Raw genomic sequence first — 18,351 nt, 5'->3', positions numbered from 1 at the left:
GGTTTTTTGAAAGGGGTGGTCCGATGAAGAAAACAGAGATTAAAAAACAACGCATATTTGATGCGACTGAATCATTGATAAATGAACATGGTGGTGATTTTTCCTTAGAGATGGTGGCTAAAAAAGCTGAAGTAAGTAAGGGAGGCTTACTTTACTATTTCCCAACTAAAGAGAGTTTACTGACCGCGCTGGCTCTAGCTATTCACGAAGAGTTTACAGCGGGATTAATTGACAAGGCGGAAAAATCTGAAGGATCGGGACGCTGGACAAGAGCGTTAGTTGACTCGTTGATTGAGGATATGAATAGTGGCATGAAATTAAATGTTGCGGTGAGAGCTAATATGATGATTGATAATCAGCTTATCGAGAAGGTCCAATCTGATTATGAAAAAATTCAAATGCGTGTTGAAAATGATGGGATTGATCCCATAAATGGGACAATTGTCAGGTTGACGATGCAAGGCTTGTATCATGCGATGTGGTTTGATGTGGCCCCATTAGGCAAACAAGAAACACTAAAAGTTATCGAAAGATTACATACATTGATTAAATAAAAGGGAAACTGAAGGGAACGGTAAGATGAAGAAGATTATTTCAATTATTTTAGGAGTTATATTAGTAGCAGTTGCAGGAGTAGGGATTTTATTTAGAGGTGAGATTGCAACGCTTTATAATGTGAAAAAAATAGACGATTATGGCTTTTATCAAATGGAATATAAAGCCGATTATGGGTTTGATAAGTTTTTAGAAAAAGGGGTAACTAATGATACTGAGTTAGTTAAATTTGTATCTAAGCAGTTATTAAAAGGGATTCCACTTAGTATTGATATTCCAAACTTAGGGTGCAGTACGTTTAATACAGTGAATGAAAAGGGCGAACCTAACTTTGGACGTAACTTTGACTTAGGTTATTCTCCATCAGTTATTGTCAAAACCGCACCTAAAAATGGTTTTAAGAGTTTATCAATGGTTAACTTAGAGTTCTTAGGTTACGGTAAAAATGCATTGGATAAAATGAGTGATCGCTTGTTCAGCTTAGCAGCACCTTATATTCCATTAGATGGTATTAATGAAAAAGGTGTAGCAGTAGGTGTTTTACTATTACATGACAAGCCAACTAACCAAACGACTGAAAAAGTAGATATTACAAGTACAACTGCTATTCGTCTGATTTTAGATAAAGCAGCCTCAGTAGATGAAGCTGTAAAATTACTAAAAAACTATGATATGCATGATTCAGCTAATGCGTGTTACCATTATCAAATTACCGATGCGACAGGTAAGAGCGTGATTGTAGAATACATTAACAATAAAATGTCAGTTCTTGAACCAGAAGACAAATACTTTGGTGCAACAAACTTTTACTTAACACCAGGCGAGAAATTTAATAAAGGAAAAGGTCAAGACCGTTACAAAAAAATCATGACAACCCTTGAAGATAAAAAAGGGGAATTGACACGAGATGATTCAATGGATTTACTTCAATCAGTAAGTACGGATAAAGAAGAAAAGAAAGATGCGACACAATGGAGTGCGGTATACAACAATACGCAACGTAATATGGATATTGCAATTGGTAGAAATTACGATAAAATCTATCATTTTGATTTAAATTAAAAAAAGAGTTCCCTTTTCGGGAACTCTTTTTTTATGCCAAGTCATAGATTTGGGGTGCAAGCTTTTCTTTAATATAGCCCACATTATTCTCATGTGTCAGTATATTTAAGGTGTCACCTGCTAGAAGTAAGGTATCGCCTCTAGGAATAATTTCTTTTCCACCACGTGTGATACTGGCAACCAGACAATCCTTAGGCCATTTTGCTTCTTTGATCATAGAGCCGTCTAGAGAGCTTCCCGTGTGAATTGACAATTCAATGATTTCTTTTGAACCAGAGATGTCAGTTTCTTGAGTTGGAATCATACGAGATAGTAGCGCTTCGTAGATAGGTTCAGTTCCAAGTAAATCTGATACAAGGTATGCAACCAGAGAAACAACTGCGATAGTCATCAGTTGTTTAAAGTCACCAACCATTTCAGTAATTAATATACAAGCAGTAAGTGGTGCTTTACCAATGGCTGAGAATAAGCCTGCCATTCCTAAGACTAAGAAATTCAGTTTAAATGACATATCTATAGAAAAGATAGGGAAAATAGCTGTTGCGAATAAGGTTCCTAATACAGCACCAAGGGATAGGATAGGTAGGAAAATACCACCAGGTAAACCAGACCCATAGGAAATCATTGAAAAAATGAAACGTAAACTTACAATCCCGATTAAAACTAGGAAGGTTAGATTGTTTTGAGCAACTAAAAAGATGGTATCGCTACCTCCTCCAAGTAGATCAGGCCACATCAACCCAATAGGAATGACTAATAGTAATGGAATGATGCTATAGTAATGAGCGGGTATTTTTTTGAATGCGCCATAGAACGTAGGCATCCATAAAAGGGCTTTAGAATATAAAACACCAGCTAAACCTAGTAATATACCAAATAATAGTAGTAGCCCGTAATGGCTAAGTGGTAATCTCTCGATTTGACCGAATGATAGAATGGGTGTTAACCCAAAAAAGTGTAGAGAAACAAAGTTAGCAGTAGTGGTTGCTGATAAAGTTGTCAGTAAAACAATAGGTGAAAAGTTGTGTTGTATTTCTTCTAAAACAAATAACAAACCGGCGAATGGTGCATTAAAAGCAGCAGCTAGACCTGCGCCAGAGCCACTAGCTAGTAATACTTTTTTAGACATAGTATTACCTTTTAAAGCATAGTTAACACCTTGACCGATAGACGCACCTAATTGAATAGAAGGGCCTTCACGTCCTAGAAATAAACCGGATGAAATGGCTAGAACACCAGCAATAAATTTTTTCCATAAAACGGAAAACCAGTTAATAGTTAAAACACCCGCAATCTGACCTTCAACTTGTGGAATACCGCTACCTTTTATGTAAGGTTCTGATTTGATAGCATAACCAAGAACAAGACAAAGAAATAAAGAAATGACAATCCAAGGAATTATCAAGATAGGGTCATTTGCCATGAGTAGATAGGCTTTTTTTACTAAGGTGAATAGTTCTTCAATCGCAACACGGAATAGGCTAACACCAAGTCCAGCAAGTAAACCTACCAGGACACCTTTTCCGATAAAATATATTTTAGACCGATCGAAGTAAGTAGTAACATATGACTTTTGTTCAGTGACTTTCAATTGCTGACTCTCCTTTTGACTAGAAAAAACTCTCAATTACTATGATAGTCCTATTCTATTAAATGTCAAAGGGATTTTTTGTAAAAATATTCACAAAAAAACTATACAACAAATAATCTTCGTGATATAATTCACATATATTCAAGTAGGAGGTTATTTATATGAAAGCAGCAGTTGTAACGAAAGATCATAGAGTATCAGTTGAGGATAAAGTATTACGCCCCATTAAACATGGTGAAGCGTTAGTAGATATGGAATTTTGCGGTGTTTGTCATACAGACTTGCACGTTAAAAATGCTGATTTTGGTGATGTAACAGGAACGGTTTTAGGACATGAAGGAATTGGCGTCGTTAAAGAAATCGCAGAAGGCGTAACAAGTTTAAAGGTTGGCGACCGTGTCAGTGTAGCTTGGTTCTTCGAAGGATGCGGACATTGTGAATATTGTGTTAGCGGAAAAGAAACACTTTGCCGTAACGTAAAAAATGCAGGATATACAGTTGACGGTGGTATGGCTGAAGAATGTATTGTTACAGCAGATTATGCTGTTAAGGTTCCAAATGGTTTAGATCCAGCAGCTGCAAGTAGTGTAACATGTGCGGGAGTGACAACTTATAAAGCTGTTAAAGAAGCAAATATTGCACCAGGTCAATGGTTAGTTGTCTTTGGTTTAGGTGGACTTGGAAACTTAGCTTTACAATATGCTAAGAATGTTTTCAATGCTAAAGTTATTGCAGTTGACGTCAACGACAAACAATTAGAGTTTGCTAAAGAGATGGGTGCTGATCTAGTTATGAATCCATTGAACGTTAACGTTGAAGAAGAAATCGTTAAATTATGTGATGGTGGCGCTCACGCCGCAGTAGTTACTGCAGTAGCTAAATCAGCTTTCAACTCAGCTGTCAATGCAGTACGTGCTGGTGGAACAGTTGTCGCTGTTGGTTTACCACCAGAATCAATGGACTTAAGTATTCCTCGTCTAGTATTAGATGGTATCCGTTTAGTTGGTTCATTAGTAGGAACTCGTGAAGATTTGAAAGAAGCTTTCGAGTTTGCTAAAGAAGGAAAAGTTGTCCCTAAAGTTCAAATGCGTCGTTTAGAAGAAATAAATGAAATCTTTGACGAAATGGAACAAGGAAAAATCCAAGGTCGTATGGTTATTGATTTAAAAAAATAATATAAAATAAAAAAGCTGAAACCATGAGGTTTCAGCTTTTTTATTTTTGAATTAAACCAGGTGACATCTCAACTAAGAAGTTAGCGAATTGAATGTCTGGTTGTTTAGCCAGTTCTGTCATTATTTGTTGATGTAAACGAGTCTTAGTACTAGATCCTTCGCGGTAGTGAACAAGATAGCGCACTTTCAAGTCAATGCCTACCGTTGTCACATCCATATTAAAGGTGGGGTCAGCAGAACCGTTAGATAACGCAATAGCAGCTAACTCTTTTTGAATGTTACTTACATCTTTAAAAGTTCTGTTTTTTAAAGCATGATATTCTTTTTCGCAAACAGTAGTGAGGATATCTTGTCCTTTTTTCCAGTTGCTATCATGGGAAATCGTGTAGCAGATTTCATTCCAAACAAAATGGTTAAGCTCTGTATAGTTAAATACCTCATTATCGAATATGTAGCTGTTAGGTATTTTAATCGTACGTCCTGTTGGTGCATCAGAAGAGAACCAGTTACTAATTTCTACTATTGTAAAGTGAATAAATCCAGTTTTTATGACTTCGCCTTTGACACCATCGATTTCGATTCGGTCGTAAAGTCTAAAGTGCTTACGTTTCTCGATAATAAACCAAGCGATAATGTTATTAATCATGCCCTTAATATAGATAGAAACGAACAGAGCGGCTAAAAATAAAAGGAGTATAAAGGTATCCATCGCCTGCATCCATGTTTTTAATGTAGCTAAAATCATAATAGTCCGAGTTGTACTTTTTAAAATAGCACGGCAACGATAGAGCGTTTTAACATTTTTAATCTTTTTCTTTAATAATTTCATACCTAGGAACTCAACTGTAAAACCAATGATAATAATAAAGAGCATCATTGAAAATTTAGTAGAGTATTCTTGTGGATTCTGTAGGCCTTTGGCAATATCCATCGTGGCATTCATAAAATAATCGCTAATTGATTGTTCCATATAAGTTATAAGTCCTTTTCAGTAAATTTGTCATCTGTTTAAGTATAAAAATAAACAATGAAATAGTCAAAGTATAATGTTGGGGGCGTAATAAGTGAATAATAGTGAATAGTATGAGTATACTGTAAGAAATGAACAAGGAGGAGATTATCTATGACAGAACGTAAAGCATGGTCCGTTAATGGATTTGCAGGATTAATTGCAATGGTAGTAATACTTTTAGGGGCATTAGGGGCCTTTTACAAAGGGGGATCAATTGAAGGAATTACAAATGTAGCTTGGATTATTCTAGGTTTAATCCTAATTGTGGTAGCCGGTTTATTCATCTCGTCATTAACAATTATTGCACCAAATACAGCAGTAGTGCTAACTTTTTTTGGAAGATACATCGGCACTATTAATCAAGCGGGGTTATTTATGACGGTTCCATTGACACGTAAAACAAAAGTATCGCTTAAAGTTAATAATTTTAATAGTGTAAAAATGAAGGTTAATGACTTAGATGGTAACCCAATTGAGATTGCAGCGGTTGTCGTCTATAAAGTAGTTGATACAGCAAAAGCTTTATTCGAAGTGGATTACTATACTAACTTTATCGAAATTCAAAGTGAAACAGCCATTCGCCATGTGGCAACTAAATATTCATACGATGGTGATGATAATGAGATTTCATTAAGAGGAAATGTGAGTGAGATTTCAGAAGAATTGGCAACTGAGTTACAAGAACGTTTAGAAGTTGCGGGTGTGGAAGTTTTGGAAGCAAGATTAACTCACTTGGCGTACTCAACAGAAATTGCAAGTGCGATGTTACAACGTCAACAAGCAAAATCGATTTTAAAAGCGCGTCAATTAATAGTAGAAGGAGCCGTAGAAATTACGCAATCAGCCATTGATCATTTAACAGATAAGCAAGATATGACGTTAACACAAGACCAACGTTTGAGATTAGTTAACAACTTACTAGTAGCTATTGTAAGTGAAAAAGGAGCTCAGCCGACCATTTCAGCTGACCAAATGTCAGATTAAAATTTCGTATTTAAAAACGTTTATTTATTAGTAAAAGAGGATTAATTATGAAATGACTCATTTTAAATTCTGAAACAATTGTACTATGAAAAACTGAATGTAAAGGTTACCAATGCCTTTCGTACGGTTGTTTCAAAGGTTTAGGTATTAAAAACATTTATGAGTAATTAAAAAGCAAAAATCTGTTTCTTTCATCTTATTTTAATTTTTCTCATGAAAACTATTGTTTTTTTAACCTTTATGTATTAAAATTCATATAAATACTATTATATTTATTAAGAAAGAGTGAGTCGATGAAGTATACACGTGAAGAAATGGTTCAAAGTGTTCCTCAGACTGGTTTCTTCGGTCAGCCTAAAGGGCTTGGAATATTATTTTTTGTAGAATTCTGGGAAAGATTTAGTTACTATGGCATGCGTGCTATTTTACTATTTTATATGTACTACTCAGTTACAGAAGGTGGATTAGGATTACCAATTGAAATGGCGCAATCAATCATGTCATTATATGGTGCACTAATCTTTATGACCTCATTATTAGGTGGCTGGTTAGCAGATAGGGTATTAGGATCTAGAAAGTCATTATTCATTGGAGCGACTATCATTATGTTCGGTCATATGGTATTAGCTTTACCAGGTGGCGGTAATTTAAGTATTCCGTTTTTCTTAATTTCTATGGCACTTATTATTTTAGGTTCAGGTTTAATGAAACCAAATATCGCGAGTGTTGTTGGTGGTTTATATGATAAGAATGACGCACGTATGGATTCAGGATTTGTAATTTTCTATATGTCAGTAAATATGGGTGCGTTAGTATCACCAATGATAGTAGGTCAATTACAAACAACATTAGGATTCCATTGGGGATTCGGAGCAGCCGCTGTAGGTATGGCGATTGCATTAGTGGTTTATGCAATTTATAATGTTAAATCATTAGGTTTAGTAGGAAAAGATATTCCTAACCCATTATTGGATTCAGAAAAATCAAAATATAAAAAAGGCTTTGCTATCGGTGCTGTTGCACTAGCAGCTTTAATTGTAATTGCCAAAATGGTTGGTATGTTAACATTTGATAATATTTCATATGTTATCACTGGATTAGGCTTAATCTTACCAATTGTTTACTTTACATCAATGTTCAAGAGTGAAAAAACAAATGCAGTGGAGAAAAAACGTTTATTAGCGTATATCCCACTATTCCTATCAGCAGTAATGTTCTGGTCAATCCAAGAACAAGGTTCAAGTATCTTAGGATCATTTGCTGATCAAAAAACACAATTAGATTTAAATCAAGTGGTTGGAATTAACTATCAAGTACCAGCAGCGTTCTTCCAGTCAATTAACCCAATTTTTATTGTCCTATTAGCACCAGTTATTTCAAGCTTGTGGTCTAAATTAGGAAAATATAACCCATCTACAGCAATGAAATTCTCATTAGGATTATTCTTTGCAGGATCATCATTCTTAATCATGGTTATCCCAACATTAGGAATGGTTGAAGGCGATTTAATTAACCCATTCTGGTTGATCCTATCATTCTTCTTATGTGTTATCGGAGAATTATGTTTATCACCAGTTGGTCAAAGTGTCTCTGTTAAATTAGCACCAAAAGCTTTTGAATCAACAATGTTAAGTCTATGGTTACTATCTAATGCAACAGCACAAGGCTTAAATGCTCAATTAGTTAGATTATACAATGTATTAGATAACTCTCAATATTTCGGTTTCTTAGGAATAGTTGCAGTAGCATTAGGTATTATTATTTTAATCGTGTCACCATGGACTAAAAAAATGATGGGTGGCATTCACTAATTACTAAATCAAGGACGGCTCTTACCTGAGTCGTCTTTTTCTTTACGAATAAGATGAAAAATTTATAAAAATGAATGTCTTTTTTTATTTAAACTAACTTTTTTACGAATACACGTTGTTAATAGAGTCAGAGTATATTAAAATATAACTAAGTACCATTTTCAAAATGTGTTATTTTTATGATAATGTAAGACTATGAAACACTACGGTTAGATAACGTGGTTGTATATTAAGGGGAAAAAATGAAGAATAATCGAATTTTAATGATTGGTTTGCTTGTGATTGTTGCGATGACTAGTCTTTTAGGTTTTGGACAGACGAGTCAAGCAGAGCGAGCAAAGTTCAAGACAGTAGGGTACTTACCAGATTATGATGTTGGTCATATTGACGACACAGTTGATTTTACTCAATTTACAGATGTTAACTTTTTTTCAATGGTTCCTGAGAATAATGGAGAGTTGAAATTTTCTGATACAGGTAGTGCATCACAATTAAAAGAATTTGTAACTAAGGCGCACAAGCACCGTGTTAGAGCAGGGGTTAGTATTGGTGGTTGGAATTTAAGTGATAACTTTGTCCAAGCAACATCGAAAGAGAATTTGTCAACTTTTGTAAAGAATATTGCTAAATTAGTTGATAAATATGAATTAGATACAATTGATATTGATTGGGAGTATCCAGATGTTTCTGAAGCAGCTCAATTTGAAAGTTTTATGAAGGCATTAAAAAAAGAACTAACTCCTAGAGAAGTTAAGATATCGATTTGTGTACCTTCAGGGATTGGTTCAACCGGTGATATTACTGGTAAATGGGAAGATAATTTTACTCCTGAAGCATTAAATACAGCGGATTGGGTAAATATCATGGCTTATGATGCACAAGTTCCAGGAGAGGTTAGTCACTCGCCAGTAGACTTACAAGCGAACAGTTTGAAGTATTGGAATAAGTTAATGGGCGGCGATAAAATGTCCCACTTAATTGCAGGTGTTCCTTATTATGCTAAGTCTAATATTGGAACAGTTATGACTTACAATCGTATTTTAAATATCGCTCAAGATAAGATTAAAGGTGATAAAATTACCTATAATGGTGCTGAATACCACTTTAATAATAAAAAAACGATTAAAGAAAAAACGGAGGCCTCTATCGAGTTGAAATCATTAGGTATCATGATTTGGACACCTACTCAAGATGCTGACTTAACAAGTTCAAATCGTTTAACAGATGTGATAGTGAATACAATTGAAAAAGATAAACGTGTGACATTAGATAAAGGACGTGTTATCTTTGGGAAAGTAGCCGTTAACCCACCTAAAATATATAAAGTACCAGTTAAGCTGCTAACAAATTTAGTTTGTGTAGCATTAGCTTTGGTTGGCGTTTTATTCTTTAGAGGCGGATTTAATGAATATGTTCCTGATGTATCAATTAAGGGGAAAAAAATACGCTCAGTTAAATTTGCTAAGATAATAGGAGCTGGTTTACTAGGTATAGCATTAACAGGTTTAATTTTAATTAACCTACCATGGTATATGATATTATTAATAGCGTTAGCGATTATTGGTGCGATTTATTACATATTCTTCACATAAAAAAAGAGTTGATGCATACAGCATCAGCTCTTTTTTTATGATCTAATAGTAATTAATAATTCAGTAGCTCGTTTTGAATTCATTTGTTTTTCATTTTTTAATTGATTGGCTAGTTCATCTATCTCATCGCCGGTTGCACCAGCATGGATAGCGAGTGACTTAGCATGAAGACTCATATGCCCACGTTGAATCCCTTCGCTGACTAAAGCTTTTAGAGCAGAGAAGTTTTGAGCCAATCCAACTGAAACAACCGCTTTAGCTAAATCGACAGCCGACTCAAGTTGTAATAGCTCTTGATTGATTTTAGCAAGTGGTAGAACGCTAATAGCGCCTCCTACAGAGCCGACAGGCATCGGTAGGGTTAATTCGCCGACAAGTTCTCTTTGTTCGTTAATCGTCCAATTAGACATACTTTGATAGCTACCAGTACGAGAAGCAAATGCATGTGCTCCGGCTGCAACAGCACGTGTATCATTACCAGTTGCGATAAGGACAGAGTCGATCCCATTCATTATTCCTTTATTATGAGTAGCTGCCCGGTAAGGATCAAGTTTAGCATAGCGCGTTGCCGCAACGATCCTTTTGGCAATCGTTTCCCCGTCCATATCGGAAGTAGCTAAGTCATCAAAGGATACACGACAATGACTTGTGACAAGTGAGTGGTCGTTATAATTACTTAAAATACTCATTAGGCAGTTGCCACCTAGCCACTCGTTGATTTGATTTTTAGTTCCTTCGAGTAGTGTATTGACGATGTTAGCACCCATTGCATCTTTCACATCCACAATAAGATGGATGGTTAAGAATTCAATGTCGCCAGATTCATTTTTAATAAAACGAGGTTCGATACTTAGTAGGCCACCACCACGAGCAACGATTGAAGGGTGGGCTTCTTTTGCTAATTCAAAAATGTCCTGTTCGTGACTTAAAATAGTAGCTTTAGCTTGTTCGAAATCCTCTAAATCACTAATAATAATTTGACCAATTAGGCCACGTTCCTTGACGGTAGTTTTGAAACCACCAAGAGGACGCATAAATTTAGCCCCGTTACTACATGCCGCAATAACAGAGGGTTCTTCTACAACCATAGGGACGACAATATCTTTACCGTCTACAATAAAATTAAGTGCAACGCCCATAGGTAGTGGGAATTGGCCAATTTGATTTTCGATTAAACTATTTGCGACAGTCTCTTCAAGAACGGTATTTGCTTCAATTAATTTAAGAGAGTCTGAGCTTAAAAAACCTTCTTCGTGGAGTTGGGCTAAACGTTCAGCTCTCGTTTTTTTATAAAATTTTGATAAGTTAGATGTCATGATAGCTCCTTATTTAGTTGGGCGTGAAACAGCAAGTGCTAAACCAATACCACCACCTACACAAAGTGAGGCAATCCCGTTTGTTTTGTTTTCACGTTCCATAGTATAAAGAAGTGTTGTTAAAATTCGAGCGCCAGATGCGCCTAATGGATGTCCTAAAGCTATTGCTCCGCCATTAATATTAACTTTTTCAGTTGGTAAGGCTAAGTCTTTTACGATAGCAAGTGATTGTGAAGCAAAAGCCTCATTAATTTCAAATAAGTCAATATCAGAAATATCACAATCCATTTTAGTCATTAATTGTTTTATAGCATAGTAAGGGGCATAACCCATGTAGTTAGGGTCATTTCCGATTTCTGAATAGGCACCAACTGTAGCCATATACGGAATATTCTTAGCATCCGCAACGTCTTTGGCCATTAGTAATAGAACCGAAGCGCCGTCGTTAATAGTCGATGCATTACCAGCTGTTACGGTGCCATCTTTTTGGAAAGCAGGTTTTAATGTCGCTAATTTTTCTTCCGAACTAGTTGGACGAATGCCTTGATCTTCTGAAATAACAGTTCCATCGGCTAGTGTGACAGGGACAATTTCATTTTCAAAATAACCAGCATCACGTGCTGCAGCAGCCTTTAATTGAGAATTATTTGCATAAGTATCTTGTTCCTGACGAGTAATCTGATACTTTTCCGCAACAGCTTCTGCGGTAGTTCCCATATGTTGGTGACTAAAAGCATCAGTTAAACCATCGCTAATCATTGAATCAACAAGTAAGCTTTCATCAAAGTGTTGGTCAGCTAGAGGACGGTGATGTAAAAGAGGTGAAAGTGACATATTTTCAATTCCTCCAACAATAACAGTATCCGCATCTCCAAGTTGAATGGCTTGCTTCCCTAAAATAACAGATTTTAATCCAGAACCGCAGACTTCATTAATGGTCATAGCGGGTGTCGTAGTAGGGATATCTGAATGAATAGCAACTTGACGAGCAGGATTTTGACCGATACCTGCTTGTAAAACATTTCCTAAAATAACTTGATCGATTGAAGTAGGGTCAACCTGACTGCGATTAAGTAACTCTTTGACTGCGCTCGTACCTAGTGAGACTGCAGAAGTGTTGTTAAAAGCCCCTTTAAATTTTCCAATTGGTGTGCGTACAGCACTAACAATAACAACTTCTCTCATGAGGATCCTCCAATAGTTTATTTTTTATGGTAGTAACGTTGATGATCTGTTATTTTTTCGATACAAATTGACGCAGGGTCTGCTTGAGTATCAAGTCTCATTTCAGAGCCATCTTGTGGTAATTTTTCTTTAAATAATGATTCGTATTCTGGAATAGTTAACGCTTGGCGTTCATTTAATAAGTTACGATGTGCTTCCGTTTGTAAATGGTCAGAGAAGCCAGGTACTAAACGACCTGTAAAGAATTCGCCAACAGCACCAGAACCGTAGCTGAATAAGCCTATCAACTGGTTGTCTTTTAAGTTAGGTTGGTTGTCAAGTAGTGAACATAGTCCTAAGTAAAGTGAACCTGTGTAAATGTTTCCGATAGCTTTAGTATGTAAAATACTGTGCTCGTAGTTGGTTAATAGTTTTTCTTTGATAGCATCAGTTGCCTCATCGTTTTCCAAAACTGGAAGCAATGCTTTTTTACCCATCTTAGAGTAAGGTAAGTGGAAGCATAGTGCTTCGAAATCGTCTAAAGAACGATTGGTACGTCGTTTATATTCTTCCCAAACAGTTGAAAAGAAATTAATGTAGGCTTCGTTTGAAAATTTACCGTCAACTAAGGCATTATCACTGTAAACCGGGCGCCAAAAATCAAAGATGTTGTCAGTATAGACAACAGATTCATCTTCTAATTCTAAGATTTTAGGATTTTCGCTAATGAGCATAGCAACAGCGCCTGCTCCTTGAGTAACTTCACCGCCAGTCGCTAGACCATAGCGGGCAATATCAGATGCAATAACTAATGCTTTTCTTCCAGGATGAGATGTAATGTAATCTTTAGCCATTAAAAGTCCTGCTGTTGCACCGTAGCACGCTTGTTTAATTTCAATGGCTCTAGCAAATGGCTGAACACCAAGAAGTTGGTGGATAACTGTCGCACCAGCTTTTGAATAGTCAATACCTGACTCAGTTCCTAAGATGACTAAATCAATAAGTTCTGCGTCTTCTTTTGAAACGATAGGTAATGCAGCATTAGCTCCCATTGAGATAGTATCTTGCGTAAGAGGTGGGAAGGCCATTTTTTCTTGTCCAATCCCGATCGTATATTTAGCTGGTTCTACCCCACGAGCTGTCGCAAGGTCAACTAGGTCAACGTAAAGATTCGGTGCAAAGAAATTTAATTTATCAATACCAATAGTCATAGTAGTTCCAACTTTCAATGTTATTTTTATAGTATTTCATCAACTCTGTGAAACATATCCTTATTGATTTTAACACACTGACGCAAATATAGTAGGAAGAAGAACGTCAATTTAATGTTTATTTAAAATTTACTACTCAATAGTAGAAAGTAAAAAATAAAAAAGCAGTTAGACGGGGATGTCTAGCTACTTTTTTGAGAGTCAATTTTATTAAGCCAAGTTTTAAGTAAGGCAATATAATCTTCGTTTTCTTCAACAAAAGGCATGTGTCGACTATAAGGGAACAGTGTCCATTCGGCATTAGGAATGCCATCTGCCATTGTCTTAGCAATAAGCGGAGTGGATAAGTCATTTGTCCCACTTGTGACAAGAGTTGGGATAGTGATAGTTGATAGCTTGTCACGGTAGTCCCAGTTGCTTAAATTACCATTAGGATGGAATTCATTTGGCCCCCAGGCTGTTATATAGGCTTCTTCACCGCTCGCTTTTTTACGACGAAGAGGTTCTGGAGACGTTTCATCAGGTGTATCTCCAGCGTGAAGTTGCATGAAAACATCATTTGCTTCAAGATATTCTGGTCGAGTGAAGTCATTATGTTCTTCAGCCCATTTGATTGCAGCTTGGTGTTCGTCGGACATGAGCTTGATTAAACGGTGTTGTTCTTGTGACCAAAGTTCTGATGAAGGGAGTGTGCTTGATAGGATAACACTAGAAATACCTTTTGGCGCATAGTCGCACAGGTATTCAATAGCTAACATGCCTCCCCATGATTGACCTAAGATATGACAGTCTTCAAGGTTTAAGAAATCTCGAAGTGCGATTAATTCTTCTATCCACGTTTTAGAACACCATAAATCAGCACGTGATGGTGTGGCAGAAAGCCCACAGCCGATTTGGTCATACATAACAAGTTGACGATTATCTTCTATTGCAAGTTTGTCTAGTAATTCAAAATAATTATGAGAGGAGCCAGGTCCTCCGTGTAATAAAATTAATGGTTTTTTTGTAGGATTAGGGTCACCTACAATTCGGTAATACGTTTGGTAACCTAAATAAGGCATATAGCCCTCAGAAATTTTCAAGATAAGCCCTCCTTAATTTTTAGGGGTTCGATACTATAATAACACAAAAAAAACGGAAGTTTAAATATATTAAATTGTAAGCCTTTTTTTTGAAAAAAGTGGCGAAAAAGCTTGTCAAATAGCGAATCTGGTCTATAATAAATGAATATGATTTTGAGAGAAAAGAAGATAGCGGAGGGCGAAGAATGAAGAAATTAGGTTTTGACCCACAGAAGTATATTGAAGAGCAAACGAAGTACATTTTAGAGAGAGTGAATAACTACGATAAATTGTATTTAGAGTTTGGTGGTAAGCTAATCGGAGATAAACATGCTAAACGTGTTCTTCCAGGTTTCGATGAAGATGCGAAGATTAAACTGTTGCACCGTTTGAAAGACCAAGCTGAGATTATTATTTGTGTCTATGCTGGCGATATCGAACGAAACAAAATTCGTGGTGATTATGGGATTACTTATGATATGGATATTTTACGCTCAATTGATGAGTTAACAGAATATGGCTTATCAGTAAATAGTGTTGTAATTACACGTTACAGTGGTCAACCGTCAACTAAGTTATTCATCAACAAATTAGAGCGTCGTGGTTTAAAAGTTTACACACATGAAGCGATTGAAGATTACCCATCAAACGTTGAAAAAATCGTAAGTGATGAAGGGTTTGGTAAAAATACATACGTTGAAACAACTAAGCCGATTGTTGTCGTAACAGCACCCGGTGCAGGTAGTGGTAAATTAGCAACGTGTTTAAATCAGTTGTATCATGAAAGTCGTCTAGGACGTTCAGCTGATTATTCAAAATTTGAAACATTCCCAGTATGGAACGTGCCATTAAAACATCCTTTAAATATTGCGTACGAAGCAGCAACAGTGGATCTAAAAGATGTTAATATGATTGATTCATTCCATTATGAAAAATACAAAGAAGTGGCTGTTAACTACAACCGTGATATCGAGACTTTCCCTGTTATTAAACGTATTATTGAGAAAATTACAGGAAAAGAATCAGTCTTCCAATCACCAACAGATATGGGTGTTAATCGTGTTGGTTTTGGGATTACAGATGATGCTGTGGTTCAAGAAGCATCAAAACAAGAGATTATTCGTCGTTACTTTTCAACTGCATGTGACTTTAAAAAAGGGATTGTGGACGAAGAAGTGTTACAACGTATGAAATTAATCATGGAAGAAGTTTTATTAAAACAAGAAGACCGTACAGCAGTTGTGCCTGCTCGTGAGTATGCAGAAAAACTGAAAGAAAATGATAATTCAAATGATAAAGTAGCAGTGATTGCGATTGAATTGCCAAATGGTGAAATTATCACAGGTCGTACAAGTGAGTTAATGGATTCATGTTCAGCAGCTCTATTAAATTCACTTAAGACACTTGCTAATATCTCAGATGAGAACTTCTTGTTATCACCCGTTATTCTTGAAACAATTCAAAAATTAAAAACAGAAGATTTAAATAGTAAATTGACAGCTCTTAATGCAAATGAAGTATTGATTGCTTTATCAATTAGTGCGGTTACTAACCCAACTGCTAAATTAGCTTACGATAAATTAAGTGAGTTGGAAGGTGCGCAAGCTCATTCTACTGTTATGTTAAACAAAGATGATGAACAAATTTTACGTAAACTTGGTATGGATGTAACATGTGATCCTTATTACCCATCATCAAACTTATATTATGTATAAGCTTTAAACTGTAAGGCTCCAAAGATAATTTTATCTTTGGAGCCTTTTATTGTGTGAGTATCTATTTACTTTACTTGCTTCCATAAGTTTGATTTAATTAAATACTTAAGGGAGGTAAGTGTTATATGTTAAAACGATTTTTTAGTTATTATAAGCCATACAAGAACTTATTTATTCTTGATTTTGGTTGTGCGACTATAGCGGCATTGTTGGAGTTAGCCTTTCCAATTGTGGTTAATCAAGTGATTGATAAAATCATGCCACAAAAAAATTGGCGATTAATTATAGTGGCCTGTTTATCGTTATTATTCTTTTATTTAGTCAATACGGTTCTGCAATATATTGTGGTTACATTTGGTCACAGATTAGGTGTTAATATTGAAACAGATATGCGCCGTGATTTATATGCTCATCTTCAAAAGCAATCATTTGAGTATTATGATAATCAAAAAACAGGTAAATTAATCAGTCGATTGACTACCGATTTATTTGAGATTTCAGAAGTAGCACATCATGGTCCAGAAGATATCTTTATTACGATTATGACCTTAGTAGGGGCATTCTTATTGATGATGCAAATTCATGTGAAGTTAGCCATTGCAACATCTATATTAATACCATTTATTACGATAGCTTTGATAGTCTTTAATAAAAAGATGACAAAAGTTAATACTGAAATATATGACAATTTAGGAGAATTCAATGCAGGTATTGAAGCATCTGTCAGTGGTATTCGTGTGGTTCAGTCCTTTACGAATGAAGCTTACGAACGCAAACGCTTTGAACGTTTAAACCAACTATACCGTCAGTCTAAGATTAAATTTTATAGCGTAATGGGAGTAAGTTCATCTTATAATTATTTCTTAATGCGTTTGATTAGTTTATTTGCTTTAATTTTTGGTTCATTTTATACCATTCGTGGTGAGATTACTTATGGACAATTTGTAGGGTTTATTTTATTATCAAATGTCTTTATTCGTCCAATTGAAAAAGTAAATAATATGATAGAGAGTTACCCTAAAGGAATTGCAGGGTTTAAACGTTTCATAACAGAAATAGATACACCGTCTGTTGTTCAAGATAAAGAAAGTGCGACTGAGTTAGCAAACGCTACAGGAACTATTTCTTACGAGAATGTGTCGTTTAATTATAGTGATGGGACACAAGTGTTGGATGATATTTCATTGACAATACCTAAAGGTGAAACGGTTGCTTTTGTTGGTCCGAGTGGAGCAGGGAAAACAACATTGTGTAACTTGTTGCCACGTTTTTATGATATTACTGCAGGTAGTATTAAAATTGGGGAGCAAGATATCAGAGAAGTGACCTTAGAGTCATTAAGAGAAAATATTGGGATCGTGCAGCAGGATGTTTTTCTATTTCCAGGAACGTTACGTGAAAATGTAGCTTATGGTAATTTAAAAGCGACTGATGAGGAAGTAAGAAGAGCGATTGAATTAGCGCACTTAGAAAAAGTTGTCGCTGATATGCCAGAAGGTCTTGAAACAGTAGTTGGCGAACGCGGTGTTAAATTATCAGGTGGTCAAAAACAACGAGTAGCTATTGCCCGTATGTTCTTAAAAAATCCGCCAATTTTAATCTTAGATGAAGCGACATCGGCACTAGATACTGAGACTGAGCAAGTCATTCAAGAATCGTTAGGTTTACTAGCAGAAGGAAGAACAACGTTAATCATTGCTCATAGACTTGCTACTATTCAAAATGCTACACGTATTGTGGTGGTTGATGAACAGGGAATTGTTGAAGAAGGGGCACATGACGAGTTGATGGTTCAAAATGGGGCATATAAAAAATTATATGAGGCACAGTTTAGAGAAGACTAAAAGTAGCGGGGTGTTCCCGTTGCTTTTTTTATTTGCTTTGTTATTTTATTAGAAAAGATAAGTGAACAGCTTAGACAATATTAAAGCAATCTTGTCTTCTTTATGGTAGAATATAGAGTGAATTAATTTAGAGATTATTAGCACGTGTTGAAACTGGTGTGTAAAAAACTACTTGCAACAGAACGAAAGCTATTAGCTAGAACAAATTTTATATTAGTTAAGTAATCGTTACGCAAGTGGCTGTTTAAGTCAGTTCAG

Annotated in this window: 14 protein-coding genes; 8 read left to right on the top strand and 6 right to left on the bottom strand. The window is 35.8% G+C overall.

Going from position 1 to position 18,351, the window contains the following annotated elements:
• Positions 1 to 23: 23 nt before the first annotated feature.
• Positions 24 to 554, top strand: a complete 531-nt coding sequence (locus tag CBF31_RS06545) for a TetR/AcrR family transcriptional regulator (RefSeq protein ID WP_126831582.1) — start codon at positions 24 to 26, stop codon at positions 552 to 554.
• 25 nt (positions 555 to 579) lie between these two features.
• Positions 580 to 1,617, top strand: a complete 1,038-nt coding sequence (locus CBF31_RS06540) for a linear amide C-N hydrolase (protein ID WP_126831581.1) — start codon at positions 580 to 582, stop codon at positions 1,615 to 1,617.
• A gap of 31 nt (positions 1,618 to 1,648) precedes the next feature.
• On the opposite strand, the gene CBF31_RS06535 is transcribed toward CBF31_RS06540, so the two are convergent.
• Complete coding sequence (locus CBF31_RS06535; protein WP_126831580.1) at positions 1,649 to 3,208, bottom strand: ClC family H(+)/Cl(-) exchange transporter; 1,560 nt, start codon at positions 3,206 to 3,208, stop codon at positions 1,649 to 1,651.
• A 161-nt stretch (positions 3,209 to 3,369) separates the two neighbouring features.
• Here CBF31_RS06535 and adhP point away from each other — a divergent pair, with 161 nt between their 5' ends.
• Positions 3,370 to 4,383 carry an alcohol dehydrogenase AdhP gene (gene adhP / locus CBF31_RS06530; RefSeq protein ID WP_126831579.1) on the top strand — a complete coding sequence of 338 codons (1,014 nt, stop codon included), beginning with the start codon at positions 3,370 to 3,372 and terminating at the stop codon, positions 4,381 to 4,383.
• 40 nt (positions 4,384 to 4,423) lie between these two features.
• On the opposite strand, the gene CBF31_RS06525 is transcribed toward adhP, so the two are convergent.
• On the bottom strand, positions 4,424 to 5,353 hold the full coding sequence (locus CBF31_RS06525; RefSeq protein WP_126831578.1) for a mechanosensitive ion channel domain-containing protein: 930 nt from the start codon (positions 5,351 to 5,353) through the stop codon (positions 4,424 to 4,426).
• 153 nt (positions 5,354 to 5,506) lie between these two features.
• On the opposite strand from CBF31_RS06525, the gene CBF31_RS06520 reads away from it, so the two are divergent.
• The 3 genes from CBF31_RS06520 (at position 5,507) to CBF31_RS06510 (ending at position 9,782) form a co-directional block, all read left to right on the top strand.
• Positions 5,507 to 6,379, top strand: coding sequence for an SPFH domain-containing protein (locus tag CBF31_RS06520; RefSeq protein ID WP_126831577.1), 873 nt, complete (start codon positions 5,507 to 5,509; stop codon positions 6,377 to 6,379).
• A gap of 293 nt (positions 6,380 to 6,672) precedes the next feature.
• Positions 6,673 to 8,190, top strand: coding sequence for a peptide MFS transporter (locus CBF31_RS06515; RefSeq protein WP_126831576.1), 1,518 nt, complete (start codon positions 6,673 to 6,675; stop codon positions 8,188 to 8,190).
• 242 nt (positions 8,191 to 8,432) lie between these two features.
• Positions 8,433 to 9,782, top strand: coding sequence for a glycoside hydrolase family 18 protein (locus tag CBF31_RS06510; protein WP_126831575.1), 1,350 nt, complete (start codon positions 8,433 to 8,435; stop codon positions 9,780 to 9,782).
• 35 nt (positions 9,783 to 9,817) lie between these two features.
• On the opposite strand, the gene CBF31_RS11205 is transcribed toward CBF31_RS06510, so the two are convergent.
• The 4 genes from CBF31_RS11205 to pepI all read right to left on the bottom strand — a co-directional run bounded on the left by CBF31_RS11205 (position 9,818) and on the right by pepI (position 14,555).
• Positions 9,818 to 11,098 (bottom strand): hydroxymethylglutaryl-CoA reductase, degradative, encoded by a 1,281-nt coding sequence (locus CBF31_RS11205; protein WP_126831574.1) that lies wholly within the window; start codon positions 11,096 to 11,098, stop codon positions 9,818 to 9,820.
• A 9-nt stretch (positions 11,099 to 11,107) separates the two neighbouring features.
• Positions 11,108 to 12,283, bottom strand: coding sequence for a thiolase family protein (locus tag CBF31_RS11200; protein ID WP_126831573.1), 1,176 nt, complete (start codon positions 12,281 to 12,283; stop codon positions 11,108 to 11,110).
• 17 nt (positions 12,284 to 12,300) lie between these two features.
• The gene (locus CBF31_RS06495) at positions 12,301 to 13,473 is read right to left on the bottom strand and encodes a hydroxymethylglutaryl-CoA synthase (protein WP_126831572.1); all 1,173 of its coding nucleotides are present in this window, start codon (positions 13,471 to 13,473) and stop codon (positions 12,301 to 12,303) included.
• A 182-nt stretch (positions 13,474 to 13,655) separates the two neighbouring features.
• Complete coding sequence (gene pepI / locus CBF31_RS06490) at positions 13,656 to 14,555, bottom strand: proline iminopeptidase (RefSeq protein WP_126831571.1); 900 nt, start codon at positions 14,553 to 14,555, stop codon at positions 13,656 to 13,658.
• Positions 14,556 to 14,740: 185 nt separating this feature from the next.
• Here pepI and CBF31_RS06485 point away from each other — a divergent pair, with 185 nt between their 5' ends.
• Together CBF31_RS06485 and CBF31_RS06480 are read left to right on the top strand one after the other, a co-directional pair.
• Positions 14,741 to 16,249, top strand: a complete 1,509-nt coding sequence (locus CBF31_RS06485) for a DUF1846 domain-containing protein (RefSeq protein WP_126831570.1) — start codon at positions 14,741 to 14,743, stop codon at positions 16,247 to 16,249.
• A 125-nt stretch (positions 16,250 to 16,374) separates the two neighbouring features.
• Positions 16,375 to 18,093 carry an ABC transporter ATP-binding protein gene (locus CBF31_RS06480; protein ID WP_126831569.1) on the top strand — a complete coding sequence of 573 codons (1,719 nt, stop codon included), beginning with the start codon at positions 16,375 to 16,377 and terminating at the stop codon, positions 18,091 to 18,093.
• Positions 18,094 to 18,351: the final 258 nt, after the last annotated feature.

Source organism: Vagococcus fessus (assembly GCF_003987565.1).
Taxonomy (GTDB): Bacteria; Bacillota; Bacilli; order Lactobacillales; family Vagococcaceae; genus Vagococcus_D; species Vagococcus_D fessus.
Note: the sequence above shows the minus strand (reverse complement) of the source record. Positions and strands in the feature narration are given on the sequence as shown.